The organism is Actinomadura oligospora ATCC 43269, assembly GCF_000518265.1.
Taxonomy (GTDB): Bacteria; Actinomycetota; Actinomycetes; order Streptosporangiales; family Streptosporangiaceae; genus Spirillospora; species Spirillospora oligospora.
Genome location: NZ_JADG01000004.1, coordinates 752,331 through 771,549 on the forward strand (window position 1 = coordinate 752,331; position 19,219 = coordinate 771,549).

The window sequence follows — 19,219 nt, forward strand, 5'->3', positions numbered from 1 at the left end:
TGTGCCTATGGAACGGCTGTCGACGGACGCGCTCGCCTCCTTCGCCGTGTTCGCCGCCCACCTCAACTTCACGCGCGCCGCCGAGGACCTGCACATCTCGCAGCCCGCCCTGCACACCAAGATCCGCAAGCTCGCGGACGACCTGGGCCGCCCCCTCTACCTCCGCCGGGGCCGAACCCTCGTCCTCACCCCGGACGGCGAGCGCGTCGCCCGCTTCGCCCGCGAGATGGACGACCGGATGTCCGCCTTCCTGTCCGACCTCAACGGGACGTCCCGGACCCGGGTCCCCGTCCTGGCGGCGGGCGAGGGCGCCTACCTGTACCTGCTCGGCCCCGCCGTCCGCCGCCTCCACGCCGACACCGGCGTCCGCCTCGTCAACGGCGACCGCTCCCGCGTCCTCACCGCCGTCCGGAGCGGCGCCGCGGACGTCGGAGTCGCCGTCCTGGACGTCCTGCCCGACGACCTCGTCGCGACGCCCCTGGCGACGTTCCCGCAGGTCCTCTCGATGCCGGCCGTCCACCCACTGGCGTCACGTCCCTCCGTCACCCTGGCCGACCTCGCCGGAACGTCCCTGATCGTCCCGCCGTCGCACGGCCCCCACCGCGCCTCCCTGGAACGCGCCCTCCGAGCCGCCGACGTCCCCTGGACCGTCGCGGTCGAGGCGTCCGGCTGGCCCCTGATCCTCCACCTCGTCACCCTCGGCGCCGGCCTGGCCGTCGTGAACGGCTGCGTCCCCGCGCCGCCCGGCCTCGTCCACCTCGAGATCACCGACCTCCCACCCGTCCCGTACCACACCGTCCACCATCCCGACCGCACCCCCGACCCCACCGTGACCACCCTGCTGACCGCCCTCCACACCCCCTGAGGCACCTCCCCACCGCCAACAGTCAGCGCCAGAGACCACCCTCGCGGACGGCGGCGAACACCGCGCCGGGGAGCTCTGCGTGCGGGTCGCAGCAGGGTGGCGGGCCGAGAAGACGGGGTCGTCTGGTTGGCCGGTCGGCGTCCCGGCTTCGAGAACAAGGACCACCGCCACGCCGAGGACCGGAACACGCCGAACCGGGGGTGACCGTGTCGTTGGGCCTGCACGCGGAGCTCACTGGCGTGGTGTGAGCCCATCCCGTTCATCTGCATTGCGGGACGTTCAGCGGCATGTTCCGTGCCTGCGCGAACCGTGGCGGTGGGATGGTGTCGGGCCGTTGGGTCGGGGTGGAGGGAGGGGTGTGGCATTGTTGGGGGGTGCCAGTGGACGCCATCACTTTGATCGTCGGAGACGAGGAGCTGCTCGTTGAGCGGGCGGTCGGGGACGTGGTCGCCGGAGCCCGGGCGGAGGACCCGGAGACCGAGGTCATCGACCTCGTGCCCGGGGGGATGGAACCGGGACGGCTGGCGGAGATGACGTCGCCTTCGCTGTTCGGCGGCGGCAAGGTGCTGGTGCTCCGGTCGGCGCAGGATCTGAACAAGGATCTCGCGGCCGAGGTGCTGAGGTATGTGAAGAATCCCGCGCCCGATGTGGCGCTCGTCGCGGTGCACGCGGGCGGGGCCAAGGGGAAGGCACTGGCGGACGGACTCGCCAAGGCCGGGGCCCGGAAGATCGCGTGCCCGAAGATCACCAAGGCGGGCGAGCGGATCGACTTCGTCCGGACCGAGATCCGGCGGCACGGAGGGAAGATCTCCGCCGACGGAGCACGGACGCTGGTGGACGCGGTCGGGAACGACCTGCGGGAGCTCGCGGCCGCATCCAGTCAGCTGGTCGCCGACACCGGCGGGAAGGTCGACGACGCGGCCATCGCGCGGTACTACCGGGGACGGGCCGAGGTCAGCGGGTTCACCGTGGCGGACAAGGCGATCGAGGGGCAGCTCGCGGACGCGCTGGAGCAGCTGCGGTGGGCGCTGGCGACCGGCGTCGCGCCCGTCCTGATCGTGAGCGCCCTGGCCCAGGGTGTGCGCGGGCTGGCGAAGGTCGGCGGCGCCCCACGTGGAGCGCGCGGCGCGTCGCTCGCGAAGGAGCTGGGCATGCCCCCGTGGAAGATCGACCGAGTCCAGCGCCAGCTGCGCGGCTGGTCAGGCAACGGCGTCGCACGCGCCCTCACCGTGGTCGCCGAGGCCGACGCCCAGGTCAAGGGCGGCGCAGCCGACCCCGCATACGCCCTGGAAAAGGCAGTCTCAGACATCGTCGCAGCCCGCTCCCCCCGCTGACACGCGCCAGCCAGACGGTGACGCCGGCTGGCTTGGAAACGCTCACGGTCCTCACGCTGGCGCTGGTGTCGCCTGGAGCCTAGGTGACCGCGCGGCGGGTGGCGGTGAGTGTCAGTGGCGGGCGACTGTGGCTATGCCTGTGTGGGTGCGGACGACGGCTATGTCTCCTTGTCGGTCAGTGCGCAGGACTCGGATGCCCAGATGCTGGAGCAGGCCGACGGTGTGAGGGGACGGGTGCCCGTAGTCGTTGTCCTCGCCCACGGAGACCAGGCCGATCGAGGCGTGGGCGGCGGCCAGGAAGGGGCGGTGCTGACTGCGAGAGCCGTGGTGCGGAACCTTCAGGACCTGGACGTGAGGCACGGCCGAAACCAGGGCCTGCTGAGCCTCGGTTTCGACGTCGCCGGGTAGGAGGGCGCTGAAGCCGGGACGCGTCGCGACCAGGACGATGCTGGCGTTGTTCATGACCGTGCCGTCGTCGTGCGCGGTGAGGTGAGGACCGGACACGGCAGGAGCCAGGACGCTTAGGGCAAGGTCCCCGGTTCGCCAGGTCTCGCCGGGCAGCGCCGGGCGCGTGGGGACGCCGCCCGTGAAGCGGGCCTCGCGACCGAAACCCAGTGGTGTGACCAGCGCCAGTCCGACACGTCTGCCATGTCGGACACCCGGGATGCCGCCGATGTGGTCGGCATGTGGATGCGTCAGGACGAGCAGAGGCACCTCGCGAACGCGCAGGCGACGGAGACAGCCGTCCATGGCGCTCGGTTCCGGCCCGGTATCCACGACCACGGCCCGGCCTGGGCCCGCTGACAAGACAAGCCCATCTCCTTGGCCCACATCACACATGACGAGTTGCCAGCCCGGCGGCGGCCATCCCGGAGCGAGAACGTGCATGCACACCACACCCGCCAGGACCCCCACGATCGCGGCGGCGAACAGGAGACGCAGGCGCCGTGAGCGCAGCATCGCGATGGTGATGGCGCCTGCGATGAGCAGCCCGGCCGCACCCAGCGCGCCACTCGCCCAGGGGAGGGTCGCGTAGGGCAGGGTGGAGGCCGTCCTGGCGACCCAGATGATCCAGCGGACGGGGTACTCCGCCGGCCAGAGGATCAGACCTGCAAGGGCCGGAGAGAACGGTGCCGTCACGGCAGCCGCGGCACCGAGCAACGTCGCCGGTGCGACGGCCGGATCGGCGAGCAGGTTGGCAGCCACCGAGACGACGCCGAGTTCCCCCGACATCATGACCAGGATCGGCGCCACCGCGAGCTCGGCGGCCACTGCCACGGCCAAGGCGTCGGCCACGAGGTTGGGCAGCCGCCGCCGCAGGCGTTCGCGCCAAGCGGGTGCGAGCACGAGAAGCCCCGCCGTCGCCGCGGCTGAAAGTGCGAACCCATAGGACCGGCTCAGCTCCGGATCGACGAGGACGAGCAGGAGCACCGCTCCAGCGAGCGCCGCCACACCCTGACGTGGACGGCCCGTGAACAGGGCCAGGAGACCGACGGTCGCCATCACCGCAGCTCTGAGCACACTCGGGTCCGGACGCGCGATCACGACGAACGCGACGACCGCCAGCCCGGCGATCAGCGGCGCGCCCCGCCTGCCCAACCCGACCATCCGGCAGAGCGCCAGGACCGCCCCGACGACGATCGCCAGGTTCGCCCCGGAGACGACGAGGAGATGGCTCAGTCCGGCGGTGGTGAAGTCGTCGGCGAGCGTCGGGTCGAGGCGCGAAGTGTCGCCGACGACCATGGCGGGCAAGACGCCCCGCGCGTCCGGATGCAGGACGTCCGCCGCCTGCCTCAGCCTCGCGCGAACGGCCCCGGCGACCCGCTGCACCTTCGAGGGTCCGCCGACCACGGACGGCGGGCCACGCACGAGCACCACCGCCGCCAGCAGCTCCGCATGCTTCGGCGGCGCGAGCCGCCCCACACAACGCACCTTCATGCTCGGAACCAGCCCGCTCCACTCCCGGCCGGACGCGAGCAGCAGGACCGGAACCCTCGTCCGCACCCCCTTCCCACGCCCCTCGTAGCGTTCCACCCGCGCACGAACGATCACCAGATCCCGGCCGCCGACCTGCTTGGTCTTCGGATCGTCCGTGATGACCGCCACCACCGTCGCGCCAAGATGGGCCCGCGCCGCCGCGAACACCGGCCCCGACCGCACCGCCGACGTCCGCAGCCCGACCCCAGCCGCAGAAGCCGCCGCACACAACAACACGACTCCCCCGACCACCAACCACCCCTCAACCGCCCAACCACCCCGCCTTTCCAGCCCCCTATCCCCGGCAGCCCAGCCGCCCCTTTCCACCGGCCCTCCAACCCCGCCGACCCAACCACCCCGCTCCTCCAGCCGTCCGGCCTCGGCAGCCCAACCGCCCCGCTCCTCCGCCCCTCCAACCCTGGCAGCCAAGCCGCCCCGCTCCTCCAGCCCTGCAGTCCTGGCGGCCCACGCCGCTCTCCCCAGCCCACGGCCCCTGACCGCCCTGCCCTGGCCCCCCGACCTGCCCGACCTCCCCAGCCCTCCAGCCCAGGCGGCCCACGCCGTCCTCCCCAGCCCACGGCCCCTGACCGCCCTGCCCTGGCCCCCCGACCTGCCCGACCTCCCCAGCCCTCCAGCCCAGGCGGCCCACGCCGTCCTCCCCAGCCCACGGCCCCTGACCGCCCTGCCCTGGCGCCCCGACCTGCCCAACCGCCCCGGCCCCGCCAGCCCGCCCGACCCCATCGGCCCGCTCGAGCCCCGAAGTACGCGTGAACCCACCGCCCTTGAGCCGTCAAACCCACTCGAGTTCTCCCCCCGGCCGCCCATACTCGGAGGCGTGGCCGACCAGGCCGCATTTCGGGGTGAGACGGACGAAGCCCGAGGTCTTCGGTGGCGGACGCGCAGAAGAAGCGCGCACGCTGCGAGCGCGCATGCCCCGGCCAGGAAGTAGCACGTCCGCACGGACTGCCCGAGACAGACAAAGGCACCAGCCCACGCCCCGAAAGCGGGACCGACCAAGCGCAGGTCGTACTCAACTGCCGACAGCTCCTCTTCCCCAGAAGCAGCCTCACGGGCGAACGCAGAATCCGGGATGGGCGCGGACGCCCCCACGCCTGCCGCCCCTCCCACGGGCAGCGACGCCTGTCTGGTCAGCACCGCCGCGTCGGAGACATCACCGGGGACTTCGTCGCCGACGGACGGCAGCGTGCGGGCGAATGCCCGACCTTCCTGGCCGCGCTGCGCGGCGGCGTCCTTGCCACCCGGATCACCGAACTCGTCGAACGGCTCGAACGCAGACACCTCTGCGGACGCGTTCCCACACTCGGGCGCAGACGGGTCCCCACACTCCGGCGCGGTCCTACCTGTCGAAACGAGTTCCTGGGAGGGCGTGAATGTCTGTGCAGGGACTGACCCTCCTCCTGATCCCTGCGTCTGCACAGACGGAGGGCCCGGCGCGGAGCCAGTTGTACGAGCGGATGCGGAGGCCTGCGCGGGAGTCCGGCCATGAAGATTCACCCGTCCTTGCACGGAGGCGGAGCCTTCTGCGGACGCCGATGCCCGTGGGCGCGCGGAAGCTCGTGCAGGTGGCTCACCCCGGTCAGGGCATTCACTTCGATCCTTCATGGTTCGTGTTCCTCGGTGGATAGTTCGTGGTTGTCGGTGGATGAGGCCAGTGGCCCAGCGGTGATGGCGCGCGGCTGTGCCGGGAAACGTCACTCCTGCTCTGTCTCGCTGGCGAGCTGAGCTCATTCATGCGGGTAGGTCAGGCTCGGTTGGATTGAGCCCGGTTCACGACCTCGACTGAACCCGGCCTTGCGCGTATCGCCCCTGACCTGTGCGGGCACCGCACCCGAGCATGCGCACCAAGGCCGATGAGCACAGCTCCCGGTCGTGGCCACCTGCCGCTCTGGGGTGCCAACTGGCCAAGCCAGCTGCGCCCCTATGGCGCAGGAGTCTCCTGTTGTCGCTCTCCTTCCAGGACGTCCTCGGCTACAGCGCCCTGAAGCCGGACTCGGGCAGACGCCCGCAGCGGCGGTGTTCATGCTGACCGCGCGCTGGACCGCGCCCCAGCTGCCGCGCATCGGCGTCCGCGCCCTGCTCGCGGCGGGCAACTTCGTTGTGGGGCCGCAAGCCGCGCTGGAGGTGTGGGTGGGGTCGCCCCCTTCGGCCTCATCAGGCCCGCCGATCCGGTTGAGGTCAGTTGGCCGTGCCTGGCAAGCCACCCTTGTTGCCCTGGACGAGGTCCCCCTGATCAAGACATCCAGCAGTCCCGAAAGAAGTCGCCCGCTCGTCAGCCGTGCAGCGTCCTGCCACCCGTGATGAAGCCATCCCGTCGGTTGGCCGAGGCCCGCGCTGCCGAGCCGCCTCACCGCCGGGATGCCGCACCGCCGGGTCGCCGCACCGCCGGGTCGCCGCACCGCCGGGTCGCCGCGCTGCCGGGTCGCCGCGCTGCCGGGTCGCCGCGCTGCCGGGCTGCGGCACTGCCGCTCTACCGCGCTACCGGACTGCCGGACTCCCGGACTGCCGCGCCGCCGGGCCGCAGCGTGGCCGGACTGCCGGGGCTGCCGGGGCTGCCGGGGCTGCCGGGGCTGCCGGGATGGACTAGTTCTTGTGGCGTTTTTCGGGCGCTTGGTCTGGGCGGGTGCCGGGCGTGGGGTTCTGGGTCAGCCGGGGGTGGTGAGCAGGGGTTTGAGGTCGGTGAGGCGGCGGGCTCCTATGCCGGGGACCTCCTGGAGTTGGTCGACGCTGCGGAACGGGCCGTGTTGGGTGCGGTAGTCGATGATGCGACGAGCCAGGACGGGCCCCACTCCTGGGAGTTGGTCGAGTTGTTCGGCGGTCGCGGTGTTCAGGTCGAGCGGGGCTCCGGGGGACGCGCCGGAAGGAGCGCCCGTGGTGCCGCCGGGCGGGGCCGGGCCCTGGCCGGGCGGGGGCGCGGGTGGGTGGATGCCGACGGCGATCTGCTCACCGTCCATGAGCTTGCGGGCGAGGTTCAGCGCGCCCGTGTCGGCGCCTGGGCGGACGCCTCCGGCTGCGTTGAGGGCGTCCGCCACGCGTGACCCCGCAGCGAGGGTCAGCACGCCCGGGCGACGGACCTTGCCGATCACCTGCACGACGAGTTGTGACCCGCCGCTGGGCCCGGCGGACGCGAGGGCGCTCGTCTCGCTGGCGGTCACCGACAGGGACGGGGACACCGCGGAGGCCGTCACCGGATCGGGGCGTGGACGCGCCATCCAGAGGTAGCCGACAGCGACCAGCACCGCGATGACCCCGACGATCACCAGGGCACGGACACCGCCCATGCCGGGATCCAGCCGGTCACGTTCGAGCAGGCCCCTGGCGCGGGCCAGGAGTCGCGCGGCGGACGGCTCGGATGAAGGGACAGGCCCGTGGCGATCGCGCTGCGGCCCAGCGGCCGTGGACGATGAATCCGTGCCGAACAGGCGCCGCTTCGGGCTCCTCGGTGCGGTGTCCGGAGGCGGGTCGACGTCCAGAGGGCGTTCTGGGCGGGGTGCCGGTCTCATCTCGTGCGTCTGCCGCGGTTCAGCCTCTGGACGAGGCCAGTCCTCGAAGCCGGCACGCGCCTGCATGGTCGGATGTGGCCCCTCGTCGGCATGGGTTGCTTGGGCGGCGAAGCGGGTTCGCTCGCCAGAACGCGCCTCCGTGGCGGAACGCGCTCGATCGTCGACATGGGGCCGTGCCGCAGTGGACGGCGGCCTGCTTCCAGGACGCGAAGTCGCCGCAGGAACAGCGCTCGCGTCGGATAGCGAGGTGGCCTCCGGCCTTCTCGGGCCGCTCGGAGGCTCGGCGTCCGGCGTGGGAAAGCCGGGACGGGTGGGGGCTGAGCGAAAGTGGGCGGCTGGAGGGGCCGTCGTGCTGAGAATGTCCATGCATAGGACGCTAGAAGACCCGGAGCACCGACCGAAAGTGCGGCGGCGAACTGTGGATAACCCTCGTTCTCGCAGGTGGGAGAGGTGATTTCGGGCAGCGAAATCAAGATCCTCAGCAACTGTCGGCGATGATCTGTAGATTTCCCGCCATGGTGCGGACTGCAGGACTTGTCGCGGTCGTTCTCGTCGGTCTCATGTCGGCGGATTCCGGACGAGCGCCGGTGATCAACGAAGAATCCCCTGCCTGGCGTGCGGGTTTCGCCGCCGGGGCCAGCGAGGCAGCCACCACTCCGCCCCAGCCGACCGGAAAGATCGTCTTTGCCGCCTACGCGTTTTCCAGGTCGATGAGCCCCTATGCGCGCTGCGCCGCATTGTTCGAGGTCAAGCACGTTCGGACAGGCGAAATCCCGGTATGGCCAATGCCTGCCGACATCCGGCTCGGCACCAGAGCGGGCCTCGAGTACAAGGCTGGATGGGTCGAGCGCTGCCGACGAACCCGGGCCGGGTAGCTCCGGCCTCAGGGAAGCGGCGCGACCACCACGCCCAGCATCCCGGGTCCCACGTGCGCGCCGATGACCGGGCCGACTTCGCCGACGTGGATGTCCGTGGCGTTCGGGACGCGCTTGCGAAGGTCGGCGGCGAGGGCCTCGGCCCGGTCGGACGCGTCGAGGTGCTGGACCCCCAGGTCCACGGGACGGCTGGCGGCTTCGGCCACGGCGAGGTCCGCCAGCCGGGCCAGCGCCCTGGACGTCGTGCGCACCTTCTCCAGCGGCCTGACGCGCCCGGCCGAGACGTCCAGGAGCGGCTTCACCAGGAGCGCGGAATCCAGCAGGTTCGCGGCGGCGCCGAGGCGTCCTCCACGCCGCAGATGCTCGAGGTTGTCGACGTAGAAGAGCGACCGCGTCAACGCGGCACGGCGTTCGGCGGCCGCCACGACGTCGGTGGGCGTGCCGCCGTCCAGCGCCCTCGAGGCGGCGGACAGGACCACGAAACCCAGCCCCATCCCGATGGTGCCCGAGTCGACCACGTGGACGGGCACGGGCGATTCCGCGGCGGCGAGGCGCGCGGCCTCGACCGTTCCCGACATCGAGGCCGACAGGTGCACCGAGACCACGGCGGACGCGCCGGCCTCCGCGGCGGACGCGTACGCCGCGGCGAAGCGTTCCGGGGACGGCCGGGACGTCGTGACCGGGTGCCGTTCGCGCAGCGCACGCGCGGTCTCGGCCGCCGTGGTCGCGTCCTCGTCGCGGACGTCGCCGCCGACCGCGAGCTGCAGCGGGACGACCGTGATCGTGTGCCGGTCGGCGAGGCCAGGGGGAAGGTAGGACGAGGAGTCCGTGACGACCGCTACCGCGCTGCCCATGAGGGTGAGGCTACTCCCGGACGGCCAGACATGGGTGACCGAGTTGTATCAATCTGTGACGGCTCCGTTAACCCGTGAGTGACCACCGCACGAAGCGGACATCCCGCGCACGGATCACGTTCGGGCCGGTCGAAGGGCGGAGCGTCGTCCCGGAGTCGGCCCGGGACGACGTCAGGGCTGGACGGGAACGCCGCCGCGCCAGACGCGGAGCGCGCGGAGGCCGAAGGCCCAGGCGAACGCGCCCTCGTGGTCGGCGTCCCAGAGGACGAGATCGGCGAGCATGCCGGGGGCGAGGGAACCGCGGTCGCCGACGCGCAGGGCGGCTGCCCCGCCGAGCGTGGCGGCGCGGAGGGCCTCGGTGACCGACAGGCCGTACATGGCGACGGCGAGGCCGATGACCAGCGGCATGGACGTGATGCCGCACTGCCCGGGGTTGTGGTCGGTGCCGAGTGCGACGGTGACGCCGCGGTCGAGCATCGCGCGCACCGGCGCGGCCGGACGGGACGAGTTCAGCGCGCTTCCGGGGCAGACGGTGGCGGTGACGCCCGCGTGCGCGAGGGCCTTCACGTCGTCGTCGTTGGCCTGGGTGAGCAGGTCCGCGGACGCGCAGCCGACCTCGGCGGCGACCTGGGCCGCTCCGACGCGTTCGTTGGCGCAGGCGTGCATGCGCGCCTTCAGCCCGTTGCGCTTGCCGGTCAGCAGCAGGATGCGCGCCTCTTCGGCGGTGAAGTGCCCCTCGTCGCAGTACACGTCGATGGAGTCGGCGCCGGCGACGGCGGCGTCTCCGGCCCACTGCCGGACGGCCTCGATGTAGTCGCGGCGGCGTCCGAAGTACTCGGGCGGCAGGATGTGCGCGGCGAGGAAGGTCGCGTGGATGCGCGGCATGGACGGCTCGGACTCCAGCGACCGCAGCATCCGGATGTCGGCGAGCTCGCCGTCGCGCGTGAGGTGGTAGCCGGTCTTGGCCTCGACGGTCGTGGTGCCCGCGAGGATCCACTGCCGCAGCCGTTCGCGGACGCCGTTGCACAGCGTCCAGGGGTCGGTTCCGCGGGTCACGGTGACGGTGGAGTTGACGCCGCCGCCGGCCGCCGCGATGGCCGAGTGGGACGAGCCGCTGGTGCGCATCGCCAGTTCGGCCCAGCGGTTGCCCGCGTAGACCGGGTGCGCGTGGGCGTCGATGAGGCCGGGGGTGACCAGGCCGCCGCCGAGGTTCTCCACGTGGTCGACGTCGACGATGTCGTCGATGATGCCGGGCACGCTCTGCGGCAGGTCCGAGGCGGGCCCCGCCCACACGATGCGGTCGTCGTGGATCAGGACGGCGGCGTTGCTGCAGACGTCGGTGCCCGTCCAGAGACGTCCGATGTTGGTGAGCAGCCTGACCGTCACGGGGTCACCGCCCGAAGGGGGTGGGAACGCCGCGCGGCGTGGGGTATGACGCCATGGACTGGGCCACCTGCTCTCGATACGGAACGCCGACTGGGTGCCGGCGGTTCACCACTGGGGGAATGGGTGATCGAATGATCACCTTGAGCAACGAGACCGGAGATATCGGTTTCGTCACGGTAGTGCACTGAAGGCCCGGCGGACAACCTTCGCCCGGCCAACGCCGCGCGCCGCCGGAAAGTTCCCCGGCGGCGAAGGCGGTGATGGGCGTCGGACCAGGCACAACATGACCGACAAGCGACCATAACCCGCCCACCGTCCAATAAACCGCCAAATACCGGCACGCACCGCATCGACGCCATCACCCCACCCTTAGTCCTATGACCGTACGGATTCCGGCAGACCCGTCAAGCGGAATGGAGAACCTGTCACCTGACGGCGATGACCTGCACGTCCGGAAACGATCAGAGAACGGGTGCGGCCGCAACACCGTGCGGCCACACCCGTTCTCTTCGTGTCTGCGCTCCCCGCAGCTTTCCCTGAAGTCATGTCGGGTCGCAATTACGCGCGCCCGCGCGTCGTCACGCGTCCCCCGGACCAGCCGGAGGGCCATCACGACGTCCAGGAAACGTTCAGCTACGCGGGGCAACGTTCAGGAAACTGAGCGGAACCTGGTGGCAACCTGATCGCGTTCAGGACGTCCCGAGCCCTCGGGAGACCCAGCGCATCGAGCCTGGAGCGCGCTCAAGACATCGCCGGGCCTGAGCGCACCTCAGCGCGTCAGGCCCGGCCAAGCGGGCTCAGGGCGCGTCAAGGCCCCGACCCGGCTCAGTGCGTAGGGCCAGAGGGCCGCTCAGGAGCTCGCGGGGACCGGATCCTCGTAGCGGGCGAGTTCGCCCGCCAGGTCCTCCGGAACGCGGGCCAGCATGACCGTGCCCGCGGCCTCGTGCTCCTGCTTGAGGACCTCTCCGCGCTCGTGGATCGCGGTCACCAGGTCGCCCCGCTCGTACGGGAGCAGGACGCGGACCTCGTGCGCGAGCATGGGGAGGGCGGTCTCGATGGCGGCCCGCAGGTCGTCGATGCCCTGGCCGGTGCGGGCCGAGACGACGACGCTGTGCGGCTCGCGCCGGCGCAGCCGGGCGATGGCGAGCGGGTCGGCCGCGTCCGCCTTGTTGATCACGATGAGCTCGGGCAGTTTGTCGGCGCCGATCTCGCGGAAGACCTCGCGGACGGAGTCGATCTGCCGCTCGGGGTCCGGGTCGGAGCCGTCCACGACGTGCACGACCAGGTGCGCGTCGCTGACCTCCTCCAGGGTGGACCGGAACGCCTCGACGAGCTGGTGCGGCAGGTGCCGGACGAACCCGACAGTGTCGGCGAGCGTGTAGGCCCGTCCGGACGGGGTCGTGGAGCGCCGGACGGTCGGGTCGAGGGTGGCGAACAGCGCGTCCTCCACCAGCACGCCCGCGCCGGTGAGCCGGTTGAGCAGGGACGACTTGCCCGCGTTGGTGTAGCCGGCGATGGCGACGGCGGGCACCATGTTGCGGCGGCGCTCGCCGCGCTTGGTGTCGCGGGCCTTGCCCATCTCGGCGATCTGGCGGCGCAGCTTGGCCATCCGGGTGCGGATCCGCCGCCGGTCCAGCTCGATCTTGGTCTCGCCGGGGCCTCGGCCGCCGATGCCGACGCCGCCCGCGGCGCGCCCGCCGACCTGGCGGGACAGGTTGCCGCCCCAGCCGCGCAGGCGCGGCAGCAGGTAGTTCAGCTGGGCGAGCTCGACCTGGGCCTTGCCCTCGCGGCTCTTGGCGTGCTGGGCGAAGATGTCGAGGATCAGCGCGGTCCGGTCGATGACCTTGACCTGGACGATCTCCTCCAGGTGGCGCAGCTGGCTCGGCGCGAGCTCCCCGTCGCAGATCACGGTGTCGGCGCCGGTGGAGATCACGACGTCGCGCAGCTCCTCGGCCTTGCCGGAGCCGATGTAGGTCGCCGCGTCCGGCCGGGACCGGCGCTGGGTGAGGCCCTCCAGGACCTGCGATCCGGCGGTCTCGGCGAGGAGCGCCAGCTCGCGGAGCGAGTTCTCGGCCTCCTCGGCGGTGCCCTCGGTCCAGACCCCGACGAGCACGACCCGCTCCAGCCGGAGCTGCCGGTACTCGACCTCGGTGACGTCTTCGAGTTCGGTGGACAGTCCCGTGACGCGGCGCAGCGCGCGACGCTCCTCGAGGTCGAGCTCACCGGTCATGGGCTCGTCCCCGTCGAAGTCGTCGAGGCCGCCGAAGTCGTCCAGGACGTCGTCGGTGCGGTGTTCTGAGAAACGTTGAGTCATATGCCCTCTGTCAAACGCCGTGGAGGCCCGGTCGATTCCCCACGACGGCTCGTACCCGCGCTGCACCGCGACATCCCCGCGATGGCCGTCCGTTCTGGACGGCCCCCGGGTCGCCCGCGATCGTCCCGGACGGTTTCCCTGAGATCGTCCCACGCACGCCTGGGCAGGTCACCCGATTATCCGGGCCTCGCGGAGGGGAGTTTCTCAGGGACGGCCCGCTTTGACCCGGATCCGTACCGGCGAGTAGCGTTCTCCACAGAACAGAACCGGAATTTCGGCATACGAAATTCCATGCGGAACAACGCTGCACAGCCGCGCGGCGCGGCACGACGGACGCAGCACAACGACGGAAGGGCGGGCACATGACCGACGGTGTCGAGGTCCGGGGACCTCTTGGCGAGCGCTACGACGAGATCCTCACCCCCGAGGCTCTCGGCCTGCTCGCCACGCTCCAGCGGGAGTTCGGCGCGCGCCGCAAGGAGCTGCTGAAGGCCCGCGAGGAGCGCCAGGAGCGGCTGTCCGCGGGCGGCACGCTGGACTTCCTGCCGGAGACGGCCGAGGTCCGCACCGACGAGTCCTGGCGGGTCGCCGAGCCCGCGCCGGGGCTGCGGGACCGCCGGGTCGAGATCACCGGCCCGACCGACCGGAAGATGACGATCAACGCCCTGAACTCGGGCGCGAAGGTGTGGCTGGCCGACTTCGAGGACGCCAACACGCCGCTGTGGACGAACATGATCGAGGGCCAGCTGAGCCTGCGGGACGCCCTGGACCGCACGATCGACTTCACCGACGCCAAGAGCGGCAAGTCCTACAGCCTCAAGGACGACGAGGAGCTCGCCACCATCGTCGTGCGCCCGCGCGGGTGGCACATGGAGGAGAAGCACCTGCTGGTGGACGGCGAGCCGATGTCGGGCTCCCTGTTCGACTTCGGCCTGTACCTCTTCCACTGCGCGCGCCGCCAGCTGGCCAAGGGCAAAGGCCCGTACTTCTACCTGCCGAAGATGGAGTCGCACCTGGAGGCCCGCCTCTGGAACGACGCCTTCAACCTGGCGCAGGACATCCTGGAGATCCCGCGCGGCACGATCCGCGCAACCGTCCTGATCGAGACGATCCCGGCCGCGTTCGAGATGGAGGAGATCCTCTACGAGCTGCGCGACCACTCCGCGGGGCTGAACGCGGGCCGCTGGGACTACCTGTTCAGCGTGATCAAGAAGTTCCGGGACCGGGGCGCCGACTACGTCCTGCCGGAGCGGAACGCGATCACGATGACCGCGCCCTTCATGCGCGCGTACACCGAGCTGCTCGTCCGCACCTGCCACAAGCGCGGCGCCCACGCGATCGGCGGCATGGCGGCGTTCATCCCGTCCCGCAAGGACGCCGAGGTCAACAAGGTCGCACTGGAGAAGGTCCGGGCGGACAAGACGCGCGAGTCGGGCGCCGGATTCGACGGTTCCTGGGTCGCGCACCCGGACCTGGTCCCGGTCTGCCGCGAGGTGTTCGACGGCGTCCTCGGCGACAAGCCGAACCAGCGTGACCGGCTCCGCGAGGACGTCAAGGTCTCGGCCGCCGACCTGCTGAACTTCAAGGCGACGCCGGGCGACATCACCGAGGCGGGCCTGCGCAACAACATCGACGTGGCGCTGCGCTACCTCGCGACCTGGCTGAACGGCTCGGGCGCGGTCGCGATCCACAACCTGATGGAGGACGCGGCGACCGCCGAGATCTCCCGGTCGCAGGTCTGGCAGTGGATCCGCAACGGCGTGACCCTCAAGGAGGGCCAGACCGTCACCCGCGAGCTGGTCGAGCGCCTGCTGGACGAGGAACTGGCCGGCATCCGCGCCGAGCTGGGCGACGCCTTCAACGAGCCGCGTTACAACGAGGCCGTGGCGCTGTTCAAGGAGGTCACCCTCGCGGACGAGTACTCCGAGTTCCTGACCACCCCGGCGTACATCCGCTTCCCGTAAGGGAAGTACTCCCGCAAGACCGTGGGCGCGGTGCCCTGGCTCGTCGTGAACGGCCAGGGCCGCCGCGCCCCTCGCCCTAGGGAGACGGCATGGCAGACACTCTGCGGGCCCTGGCCGAGCGTTGCATCCGCGTGCTCGGCCCCGAGTCGGTCATCACCGATCCCGTGCGGTTGCGCACGTACGACTGCGACGGGCTGACGTCCCACCGTGCCTCTCCCGGGCTGGTCGTCCTGCCTGAGACGGCCGAGCAGATAGCCGCCATCGTGCGCGCGTGCATAGAAGCAGGCGTCCCCTATGTAGCCCGGGGTTCGGGGACGGGCCTGTCCGGTGGGGCGCTCCCCCGGACGGACGGCGTTCTCATCGTGACGGCGAGAATGCGCCGCATCCTCGATATCGACGTGGCGAACCAGCGCGCGGTGGTTGAGCCAGGCGTGATCAATCTGGACGTGACGCGGGCCGCGCGCCCGCACGGGTACTACTTCGCGCCCGACCCGTCCAGCCAGCAGGTCTGCTCGGTCGGCGGGAACGTGGCGGAGAACTCGGGCGGGGCGCACTGCCTGAAGTACGGGTTCACCGCGCATCACATCCTGGCCAGCGAGATCGTCACTCCGGACGGCGAGGTCGTGGAGCTGTCCCGGGACGATCCGGGCTTCGACCTGCTGGGCGTGTTCGTCGGCTCGGAGGGCACGCTCGGCATCACCACCAAGGTCACCGTGCGGCTGACCCGGCTGCCGCAGACCGTCCAGACGCTGCTGGCCGCGTTCGACACGATCGAGCAGGGCGGCGAGGCGGTGTCGGCGATCATCGCGGCCGGGGTGGTGCCGGCGGCGATCGAGATGATGGACGCGCTGTCCATCAAGGCTGCGGAGGCGGCCGTGGCCTGCGGGTATCCGGAGGGCGCGGGCGCGGTGCTGGTGGTCGAGCTGGACGGTCCGGAGGCGACCGTCGCGCACCAGTTCGCCGAGGTCGGGCGGTTGTGCCGGGAGGCGGGCGCGTTCGAGATCCGGGTCGCGGCCGACGACACCGAGCGCGCGCTGATCTGGAAGGGCCGCAAGTCCGCGTTCGCCGCGATGGGCCGGATCAGCCCCGCCTACATCGTCCAGGACGGTGTGATCCCGCGGACGGCGCTCGGCGAGGTGCTGGGACGCATCGACGCGCTGAGCCGGGAGTCCGGCGTGCGCGTCGCGAACGTCTTCCACGCCGGGGACGGCAATCTGCATCCGCTCGTGCTTTTCGACGACGCCGTACCGGGCGCGCAGGAGCGGGCCGAGAAGGTCTCCGGGGCGATCCTCGATCTCTGTATCGAGCAAGGGGGCTCCATCACGGGCGAGCACGGCGTGGGTGTGGACAAGGCCCGTTACATGCTACGCATGTTCAGCGACGACGACCTCGACACGATGCAGATGGTCCGGTGCGGATTCGACCCGGCGGGGCTTTGCAACCCGGGCAAGGTGTTCCCGACGCCGCGTCTGTGCGGGGAGGTTCCGGGCGTCCGGAAAGGCCCGCATCCGCTGGTCGCCGAAGGAAAGGCGGACCTGTTCTGATGTCCGTTCTGGATGCGTTCGCCAAGGTCTGCGCTGACGTCCGTCCTGGTGGGGACACCGACCGGGTCGACGGTCTGGTTCCCCGGGTCGTCGCCGCGCCCGCGAGCCTGGACGAGGCTTCGGCGGTGATGCGGACGGCCGCCGAGCACGGTCTGGCCGTCGTCCCGTCCGGTGCCGGGACCAAACTCGACCACGGCCGTCCGGTCGAGCGGTGCGAGGTGCTCGTCACCAGCCGCAACCTCGACCGGATCATCAAGCACTCCCCTGGCGACCTGACGCTGCACGTCGAGGCCGGGTTGACGTTCGAGGCGCTGCACGCGGCCGAGGCCGACGGGTGGGGGCAGCACCTCGCGCTCGCTCCGCCCATGGACGGGACGATCGGCGGCGCGATCGCCACGGATTTCGCGGGTCCCGGCCGCCTGCTGCACGGGTCCGCGCGCGACCTGCTGATCGGGATCACGGTCGTCCGGGCGGACGGCACGGTCACGCGCTCCGGCGGCAAGGTCGTCAAGAACGTGGCCGGATACGACCTCGGCAAGCTCTACACGGGCTCCCTCGGCACGCTCGGCCTCATCGTGGACGCGACGTTCCGCATGCACCCGGCCGCGCGCGTCGTGCGCGTGGCGGCCACGGTGAAGGACCCGGGACGGGCCGTCCAGGCGGTGTTGCACTCCCAGGTCGTCCCGCGCGCGCTCGAGATCGACCGTCCGGCCGGGTCGGACGAGACGACGGTCGTGGTGGAGGCCGAGACCGAGACCCCGGACGAGACGTCCGCGCGCCTGCGCGACCTGCTCGGCGGTGCGCCCGTTACCACCCCGGACTGGTGGAACAGGCTTCCAGAGGGCGAAGTCCTGGCGGAGATCCGGAGCCTTCCTGCGCGGCTGCCAGAGGTCATGGACGCCGCCAAGGGCCTACCCCTGCGCGGCTCTGCCGGTGCCGGACGCCTCTACACGGCCCCCGACGACCTGGAAGCCCTGCGCGAAGCGCTGAAACCGACCGGGGCGCGGGTCGTCCTCATGCGCGCGGGACGGTCCGTCAGGGAGGCCGTGGACGTATGGGGGCCGATGCCCGCGCTCCCCCTCATGCGACGAGTGAAGGACCAGTTCGACCCCGATCACCGGCTCTCGCCCGGTCGATTCGCCGAAGGAGTGTGACCCGTGACCCGGCCGGACGACATGCCGAATCTGCTGAACGACTGTGTCCACTGCGGCTTCTGCCTGCCGACCTGCCCGACCTACGTGCTGTGGGGCGAGGAGATGGACTCGCCGCGCGGACGCATCCACCTCATGGAGCAGCACGAGGAGGGCGCGCCGCTGGACGACGTCATGGTGCAGCATTTCGACGCGTGCCTGGGGTGCATGGCGTGCGTGACGGCGTGCCCGTCGGGTGTCCAGTACGACCGGCTCATCGAGGTCACCCGGGCCCGGGTCGAGGCCGAGCATCCGCGTTCGCGGGGCGAGCGAGCGGTCCGTGAGGCGATTTTCCGGCTGTTCCCGTACCCGAATCGGCTGCGAGCGCTCCGAGGGCCGCTACGGGCCTATCAGCGCTCCGGACTACCCTCCCTGGTCAGGCGCAGCGGCATCCTTGAGCGCTTGTCCCCGACCCTCGCCGCGATGGAGCGTCTCGCGCCGCCGTCGGAGAGGGCTCCCCGGCTGCCCGAACGGGTGTCCGCGCGCGGCGGACGCCGGGCGACGGTCGGGATGCTCACCGGATGCGTCCAGCGCGAGTTCTTCCCCGGTGTGAACGCCGCGACCGCGCGCGTGCTGGCCCTGGAGGGCTGCGACGTGCTGATCCCGCGCCACCAGGGCTGCTGCGGAGCGTTGTCGCTGCACTCCGGGCGGGACGATGAGGCCCGCGCGTTCGCGCGCAAGACGGTCGAGACGTTCGAAGGCGTGGACGTCATCGTGGTCAACTCAGCGGGCTGCGGTTCGGCGATGAAGGAGTACGAGACCCTCCTCGCGGACGACGCCGCCTGGTCGGCTCGTGCACGCGCGCTCTCCGAGAAGACCCGTGACCTGGCCGAATTCCTGGTCGAGCTGGGACCGCGCGCGGAGCGGCATCCCCTGCCGGTGACGGTGGCCTACCACGACGCCTGCCACCTCGCGCACGCGCAGGGAGTCAGGACACAGCCGCGCATGCTGCTGGCGGGCATCCCTGAGCTGACCGTGAAGGAAATAGCGGATCCGGAGATCTGCTGTGGCTCGGCGGGCACCTACAACCTGCTCCAGCCGGACGCGGCGGCCGAACTGGGCGACCGCAAGGCGACCAACGTGGCCGCGACCGGCGCCGAACTCCTCGTCGCCGCGAACCCCGGGTGCTCGCTCCAGATCGCCCAGGCCCTGGAACGGCAGGGCGCGTCCCTTCCGGTCGCGCACACCGCCCAGGTGCTGGACGCGTCGCTCCGCGGGCACCCCGCCGCGACACTGCTCACCCGCTGAGCCGGGGCCGTGGGCGCCCACCGAGCCCATGGGTGCTCACTTGGTGACAATCCCTCGCCGGCGCCACCGGAAAATACATCGTTCCACGTCAGAGCCCTGACCGGGCAGTCACCCGCAGCGGCTCGTCGGGTATCGTGACCCCCCAAA

12 protein-coding genes are annotated in these 19,219 nt (G+C 71.4%); 7 read left to right on the top strand and 5 right to left on the bottom strand.

Annotated features, from left to right (window positions below; genetic code table 11):
* Nucleotides 1–7 precede the first annotated feature (7 nt).
* Together P696_RS0108035 and holA are read left to right on the top strand one after the other, a co-directional pair.
* A complete protein-coding gene (locus P696_RS0108035) occupies nt 8–865 on the top strand; it encodes a LysR family transcriptional regulator (RefSeq protein WP_034483437.1) in 858 nt (285 codons plus the stop codon).
* A gap of 374 nt (nt 866–1,239) precedes the next feature.
* Nucleotides 1,240–2,199: a DNA polymerase III subunit delta gene (holA, locus tag P696_RS0108040; RefSeq protein ID WP_026411932.1), complete on the top strand. Its 960-nt coding sequence runs from the start codon at nt 1,240–1,242 to the stop codon at nt 2,197–2,199.
* A 111-nt stretch (nt 2,200–2,310) separates the two neighbouring features.
* Here the strand turns inward: holA and P696_RS0108045 are convergent, their stop codons facing one another.
* Both P696_RS0108045 and P696_RS0108055 read right to left on the bottom strand, forming a co-directional pair.
* The gene (locus tag P696_RS0108045) at nt 2,311–4,359 is read right to left on the bottom strand and encodes a DNA internalization-related competence protein ComEC/Rec2 (protein WP_281174920.1); all 2,049 of its coding nucleotides are present in this window, start codon (nt 4,357–4,359) and stop codon (nt 2,311–2,313) included.
* Nucleotides 4,360–6,839: 2,480 nt separating this feature from the next.
* A complete protein-coding gene (locus P696_RS0108055) occupies nt 6,840–7,475 on the bottom strand; it encodes a ComEA family DNA-binding protein (RefSeq protein WP_034483441.1) in 636 nt (211 codons plus the stop codon).
* A gap of 737 nt (nt 7,476–8,212) precedes the next feature.
* On the opposite strand from P696_RS0108055, the gene P696_RS55705 reads away from it, so the two are divergent.
* Nucleotides 8,213–8,572: a hypothetical protein gene (locus P696_RS55705; RefSeq protein ID WP_157429557.1), complete on the top strand. Its 360-nt coding sequence runs from the start codon at nt 8,213–8,215 to the stop codon at nt 8,570–8,572.
* 8 nt (nt 8,573–8,580) lie between these two features.
* On the opposite strand, the gene P696_RS0108060 is transcribed toward P696_RS55705, so the two are convergent.
* The 3 genes from P696_RS0108060 to hflX form a co-directional block, all read right to left on the bottom strand.
* Nucleotides 8,581–9,426, bottom strand: coding sequence for a DegV family protein (locus tag P696_RS0108060; RefSeq protein ID WP_026411936.1), 846 nt, complete (start codon nt 9,424–9,426; stop codon nt 8,581–8,583).
* 171 nt (nt 9,427–9,597) lie between these two features.
* On the bottom strand, nt 9,598–10,812 hold the full coding sequence (hutI, locus tag P696_RS0108065) for an imidazolonepropionase (protein WP_026411937.1): 1,215 nt from the start codon (nt 10,810–10,812) through the stop codon (nt 9,598–9,600).
* An 850-nt stretch (nt 10,813–11,662) separates the two neighbouring features.
* On the bottom strand, nt 11,663–13,126 hold the full coding sequence (hflX, locus tag P696_RS0108070; RefSeq protein WP_026411938.1) for a GTPase HflX: 1,464 nt from the start codon (nt 13,124–13,126) through the stop codon (nt 11,663–11,665).
* 362 nt (nt 13,127–13,488) lie between these two features.
* Between hflX and aceB the strand changes: the two genes are divergently transcribed.
* The 4 genes from aceB (at nt 13,489) to P696_RS0108090 (ending at nt 19,072) form a co-directional block, all read left to right on the top strand.
* Entirely contained in the window at nt 13,489–15,090 is a 1,602-nt protein-coding gene (gene aceB, locus P696_RS0108075; protein WP_026411939.1) for a malate synthase A, read from the top strand.
* An 89-nt stretch (nt 15,091–15,179) separates the two neighbouring features.
* Nucleotides 15,180–16,634: an FAD-linked oxidase C-terminal domain-containing protein gene (locus P696_RS0108080; protein ID WP_026411940.1), complete on the top strand. Its 1,455-nt coding sequence runs from the start codon at nt 15,180–15,182 to the stop codon at nt 16,632–16,634.
* Nucleotides 16,634–17,788 carry an FAD-binding oxidoreductase gene (locus tag P696_RS0108085; RefSeq protein WP_026411941.1) on the top strand — a complete coding sequence of 385 codons (1,155 nt, stop codon included), beginning with the start codon at nt 16,634–16,636 and terminating at the stop codon, nt 17,786–17,788. Before P696_RS0108080 ends, P696_RS0108085 begins: the two co-directional genes overlap by 1 nt.
* 21 nt (nt 17,789–17,809) lie before the next feature.
* The gene (locus P696_RS0108090) at nt 17,810–19,072 is read left to right on the top strand and encodes a heterodisulfide reductase-related iron-sulfur binding cluster (protein ID WP_051467168.1); all 1,263 of its coding nucleotides are present in this window, start codon (nt 17,810–17,812) and stop codon (nt 19,070–19,072) included.
* Nucleotides 19,073–19,219 lie beyond the last annotated feature (147 nt).